Source organism: Luteibacter sp. P4_E6 (genome assembly GCF_056401535.1).
Map to the genome: position 1 here is coordinate 1 of NZ_JBFUJE010000274.1, position 5,228 is coordinate 5,228.

The window sequence follows — 5,228 nt, forward strand, 5'->3', positions numbered from 1 at the left end:
CTCTGTGGGAGCCGATTCATCGGCGATGCTGTCCCGTCAGACCACCGGCTCCAGCCTAAACGCCGGCTGCACCATCGGATCCACCAGCCAGTGGTCCGCCAGCAGGAAGGCGAACAAGACCATCAGGTACACGATGGAATAGTTGAACATTTTCATCGCAAACAGCTCGTCCGGCGGGTTGAGCATGCGGATGGCGTACCAGAGGAAGCCCGCGCCGAGGATCACCGCGCCGAACAGGTAAATGAGCCCGCTCATGCCGGTGAAGAAAGGCAGCAACGTCACCACGCAAAGCAGGATCGTATAAAACAGGATGTGCCAGCGCGTGTAGACCACGCCATGGGTCACCGGCAGCATCGGCACCTGCGCACGCGAGTAGTCATCGACGCGGAAGATCGCCAGGGCCCAGAAGTGCGGCGGCGTCCAGACGAAAATGATGAGCAACAGCTGCAACGCATACGGATGCAGCGAACCGGTCACCGCCGTCCAGCCGAGCATGGGCGGCGCCGCACCAGCGAGACCACCGATCACGATGTTCTGCGGTGTCGCACGTTTGAGGTACGCCGTGTAGATCACCGCGTAGCCGATCAGCGAGAAGAAGGTCAGCACGGCGGTGAGCATGTTCACCAGGAACACGAGCACCAGCATCGACACGATGCCGAGCGACATCGCGAAGATGAACACCTGCATCGGCGTGAGCTGCCCCGTCGCAAGGGGACGGTGCGAGGTGCGCGCCATCAGCTTGTCGATGCGCTGGTCGATGAGGTGATTGAACGCCGCCGCCGAAGCCGATGCCAGCCAGATGCCGAGCGTACCGAAGACCGCCGCATGCCAGGTCGGCAACACGCGCTGGCCGGAGGCATCGACGGCGAGGAACATGCCGATAACCGCACAGAAAACCAGCAGCGCGACGACGCGCGGCTTGGTCAGTTCGTAGTATTGGGCGATCTTGCTCACAGGGACTCCGTCGTCGCAGGCAGGCGCTGCGTGCTGGCCAGGGCCGCGAGCAGGGTGAAGAGAAGCAGGGCCGCCACGCCATTGTGCGCCGTCGCCACGGGCAGCGGCAGTCCGAGGTGGACATTGCCGACACCAAGAAGGACTTGCGCGATCAGAACCACGCCGACCGCGATACCGATCCTGCGCAGACCGGCGCGCGCCAGCTTGTGCGAGAGCCACGCCAGGTAACAGAACGTCACCAGCGCACCGATGCGATGCGCGAGCTGGATCGAACTGCGTGCCGCCATATCGAGCACACCGCCTTCATAGTTCACGCCGATGCCGCGCCAGAGTACGAAGGCCTGTGGAAAATCGGTCTGCGGCCACCACTGGCCGAGGCACTTCGGAAAATCCGTGCCGCAGGCGAGCGCCGCGTAGTTCGAGCTCGTCCATCCGCCCAGGGCGATCTGGCAGACCAGCACGACGATGCCGATCGCGATGGGCGCACGCAGTGCGGCGAAGCGGTCGTCCGGCGTTCCTACGCGCCACCAGCGCAGCGCAGCCCACGCTAGCAAGGCGAACGTAGCAAGGCCCCCGAGCAGATGGCCCATCACCACGATCGGCTTCAGCAACAGGGTCACCGTCCACATGCCGAGCATGGCCTGGAAGATGATCACCGCCAGCGCCGCGATGCCGATCTTCCACGCACCCGGTCGGTCGAGCGTTGCTGCGGCGATCAGCGGCAAGGCAATCGCGAAAGCGGAAAGGAACGAGGAGACGACATGCTCGCCGCGCATGTACATCACGACGCCCACCACGGCGAACGCGGCGGCGAGCAGTACCGCGACCACCGCCACGCGTCGGCGCCAGGCCGAGATCAGCGCGATGGCCAGCACCATGAAGCCCAGGCCACCGGCGAGGAAACGATGGACCTGCTCTCGCCAGGCCTTGTGCGTTTCGTAGGGGCGATCCGGGAACGCTTCGTTCGCCTGCGCGATGTCCTGCGCGTGGCCGGGCCACGAGGCCTTGCCGTAGCAGGTCGGCCAATCCGGACAGGAAAGCCCGGCATTGGAAAGACGGACGAAGGCGCCGAACATCACGATGCAGAAGGCGAACAGTGCAGCGAGAAGCCCGAGCGTGCGCAGGATTTTCACGGTACGCGGCGGCATCAGCGGATCACCTTCTGCATGTCCTTGCGTAGGCCGCTCGGGTCGAAACCGGCGGGATAGTAAGACAACGCTGTGCCGTTGGACTCGATAAGCACGGCGGAGACACTGTCCGGCTCGGTCGAACGGAATTCTCCGAAGGCATCGGCGATATCACCGCCCACCTTCCAGGAAGGCATGACGCCATCGGCACCCGGCGCGGTCGGCGGCGTTCCCAGATAGAGCAGGCGCAGGCGATCCGCATTGGCGTTGAGCACGATGCGCGCGTTGCGCATCAGCGCCAGGGTCTGCAGGCAATGGTCGGCGCAGCCGGGACCCGGCAAGGCGATCAGGGTCAGGCGCGGCTCACTGTCTCGCCACACCCAGGGCTTGCCGTTCACGTCGATACGCACATCGTTGACGCTGCGCTGAGGCACGATGGGCCGGCCGTTGCCCTTCCCTTCCGGCTGCCAGCCGCTGAGGGTAAGCAGCCCCGCAGCGATGATGGGCGCAAGGAACACCAGCATGATCAGGATCAGCTTGATGCGGCTACTACGGATGTTCTTGGTGGAGACGTTCGGATCGGTCATGGTTGCTCGGGCCGCTTCGGGCGTCGCTGGCGATGCAGGAGGACGAAGATCACCACCGCGGCGAGCGCGAAGGTGAACCACTGGAATGCATAGGCGCGATGCCGCGCCGGCGGCATGAAGCCGGGCGTCCAGTCGCGCGTATAGATGCTGGCCGGATCGGCATCGAGCAGCAACACGCGAGGATACAGCGCGCGGCCGACGTCGGCGCCGATCTCCTTTATGTCGACATACACCATCGATTTTTCCGCACCGTGCTGTTCCGGCAGGCGATCGCCGCCCAGGCGAACACCGACACCGGGCGACGGCACGTACAGCCCGCGAATCGTCGTTTCGCCCCTGGGCAACGGCGGCAGTCGCGGGTTGGCGCCGGCCTCCTTGGCCAGGAATCCGAGGTCCACCAGCACGTACGGCACGTGTCCGTGCGGCGAGAACGGCACGTAAACATGGATGCCGACCTGGCCCGCATGGGTCTGGTCGTCGAGGATGTAGGTGTGGCCAGGCACGAACTGGCCATGCAACGCCACACGCGGGTAGCGATCCACCGGAGGTGCGTCGGCAATCATGCCGAAGTCCTCCACGGCCGCGGCGGCGGATGCGGCGTAGCGCCGCAGCAGCTCGTCCTTCTCGTCGGCGCGATCCAGCTGCCAGACACCCAGGCGCACGAAGGCCAGCACGCCGACCACGGTAAGTGCGACAGCGAACCACGTCGGACGACGCAAGAAGGTCATGCCAGACGCCCCGTGGCCACCGCTATACTCGGATTGTCGATATCAGGCGGAAGGGTCACGTGGAAACCATCTATAAGTACGCGCTGGTGATCCTGCTGTTGGTTGTGCTTTTCAACCTTGGCCAGGCCCTGTTCTTCATGATGACCGACAAAGGCCAGAGCAAGCGCACGGTGTGGGCGCTCACCCGTCGCATTGGTCTGTCGTTGCTGCTCATCGCCATGGTCGCGCTGGGCATCTTCATGGGCTGGCTGCACCCCCATGGGGTCGGCCAATTCTAACGCGCCAGGCCGGGGGGCCAAGGCGCGGTGCGGCATTTGGTGCCGTGGGGTAACTACAGGGGTTGATCGCAACGGGGATTATCCGGTCAAAGCGAGGGCCGCCTTCGACGTTTCTTCAATAAGGTCGAATACGGCAGCCGGGACACGGTCAGCGAACTGATCGCGGCGCCGCTTCGAAACGACGCCATTCTGTGTCAGAGCACTCGTCACCAGCGTGGCCAGGTCGCTCCCGCGAAGATCGTAGCGGCGCTCCACTTCACGAACGACCCGGTCGTAGCGAAGGATGAACTCGGTGTTTTCGCGAAGGTTGACCTCCAGCGCCTGATCGGCCATCCGGTAGCAGAACTCGACGGCGGGGGTCGCATCCCAATAGCGGTAGAGCTCGTGCCCTGCGCTGCCCTCATAGTGCAGGTCGTACTCGTCTTCGCCTATCCAGCCGACGCGCCAACGTTCGCGCGCGGGTACCGAGAAAATCTGGAGGGTGGATAGGTAATCAGCCTCATGGGCGTTCATGGCGATCGAAACAGGGAGGATGAGCCCGTTATCCATGCGACCCGACTGGCACAGGGCGTAGTGAACGAGGAAGCGTGAAAGTCTGCCGTTGCCGTCCATGAAGGGGTGAACGAAGACGAATCCGAACGAAGCCACGGCACCCGCGACAAGTGGGTCAAGGGCTGTCGGCGCACGGTTGATGAAAGCCATCAACTCGTCCATCAATTCGCCTGCAAGAACGGGCGGTGGCGGCACATAGGTCACGCCTGGAGCCCCACGGAGCGGCCCTTGCAGATAGTTCTGTTGCGCGCGGAAACCCAACGCACGATCAAGCGGATTGGTCACGGCGGTGGTCTGCAGTTGAACGAGATAGTCTTCGCTGATATCCCGCTTTTTGTGTGCAGAATGCAGGAGGGCTACGAAGGCGCGCTGCTTCTCTTCACTCGGCGTTTCCCGCTCGATCGCAAAGCTGCTACGTGTCTCGTCGAGGTAGGCCCATTCAAGGGCCCGATCCCTCACCGCCGTTCCGACATCATCGGTATACCGGTGAATCCGTTCGATCAGCTCGCTCGCCAGAGCCTTTTCGACAACATCGGTTCGCTCGACGGTGGCGCAATAGCGAAGGGAGCCCAAACCGTTGAAATGGACACGCCACTTGGGGTGTCGCTCTCCTTCCATCGTCACATAACGGGCCGGATCGAAGAGATCCACCATGGCACCCTTCGCGGCCGGCGCTGCGTCCAATGTCCGGCTATTGGCCGCCTCCCAGAGATAGCAGGCCTTTCGAACGAAGACGCTACCCGGGGTGCGCGTCATTGCCGCGACTAGCGCCTCCTCCGGAAGGTGCGTCAGTGCCTCCATGAGGATGGCTAGATTCGTGCCCTCGTGCTTCAGGGCGAACAAGAGGTGGGCTAGCATCCCGCCATGGTCGAGCTCCATGCGCTCCACAACGGCAGCCGGCACGGCCAGGTGATCAGCGTTCTCCACCAATTTCGAGACGGGCTTCACCAACGCAGGACGCCGGGGTTCGAAAGCCGTCAGACCTAGAGAGGAGTGCAGATA

6 protein-coding genes are annotated in these 5,228 nt (G+C 63.6%); 1 reads left to right on the forward strand and 5 read right to left on the reverse strand.

Annotated elements, in window-relative coordinates; genetic code table 11:
- Nucleotides 1-36: 36 nt before the first annotated feature.
- From cyoE to AC1DT2_RS15185, 4 genes are read right to left on the reverse strand one after another with little or no spacing between them, the layout of a single operon-like run.
- A complete protein-coding gene (gene cyoE, locus AC1DT2_RS15170) occupies nt 37-954 on the reverse strand; it encodes a heme o synthase (RefSeq protein ID WP_477297204.1) in 918 nt (305 codons plus the stop codon).
- Complete coding sequence (locus AC1DT2_RS15175) at nt 951-2,102, reverse strand: COX15/CtaA family protein (protein WP_213949300.1); 1,152 nt, start codon at nt 2,100-2,102, stop codon at nt 951-953. The genes cyoE and AC1DT2_RS15175 overlap by 4 nt, the downstream gene beginning before the upstream one ends.
- Complete coding sequence (locus AC1DT2_RS15180) at nt 2,102-2,668, reverse strand: hypothetical protein (protein WP_477297206.1); 567 nt, start codon at nt 2,666-2,668, stop codon at nt 2,102-2,104. Before AC1DT2_RS15180 ends, AC1DT2_RS15175 begins: the two co-directional genes overlap by 1 nt.
- On the reverse strand, nt 2,665-3,396 hold the full coding sequence (locus AC1DT2_RS15185) for an SURF1 family protein (protein WP_477297207.1): 732 nt from the start codon (nt 3,394-3,396) through the stop codon (nt 2,665-2,667). Before AC1DT2_RS15185 ends, AC1DT2_RS15180 begins: the two co-directional genes overlap by 4 nt.
- A 59-nt stretch (nt 3,397-3,455) precedes the next feature.
- Between AC1DT2_RS15185 and AC1DT2_RS15190 the strand changes: the two genes are divergently transcribed.
- Complete coding sequence (locus AC1DT2_RS15190; RefSeq protein WP_036139356.1) at nt 3,456-3,674, forward strand: twin transmembrane helix small protein; 219 nt, start codon at nt 3,456-3,458, stop codon at nt 3,672-3,674.
- 78 nt (nt 3,675-3,752) lie between these two features.
- Here AC1DT2_RS15190 and AC1DT2_RS15195 read toward each other — a convergent pair.
- The coding region (locus AC1DT2_RS15195; protein WP_477297209.1) for a Fic family protein at nt 3,753-5,228 on the reverse strand (1,476 nt) is incomplete at its 5' end.

What these genes read in the sequence shown, in the direction of transcription:
- AC1DT2_RS15175 (WP_213949300.1), bottom strand. Translation starts at nt 2,102, where the DNA reads ATGCCGCCGCGTACCGTGAAAATCCTGCGCACGCTCGGGCTTCTCGCT.
- AC1DT2_RS15180 (WP_477297206.1), bottom strand. Translation starts at nt 2,668, where the DNA reads ATGACCGATCCGAACGTCTCCACCAAGAACATCCGTAGTAGCCGCATC.
- AC1DT2_RS15185 (WP_477297207.1), bottom strand. Translation starts at nt 3,396, where the DNA reads ATGACCTTCTTGCGTCGTCCGACGTGGTTCGCTGTCGCACTTACCGTG.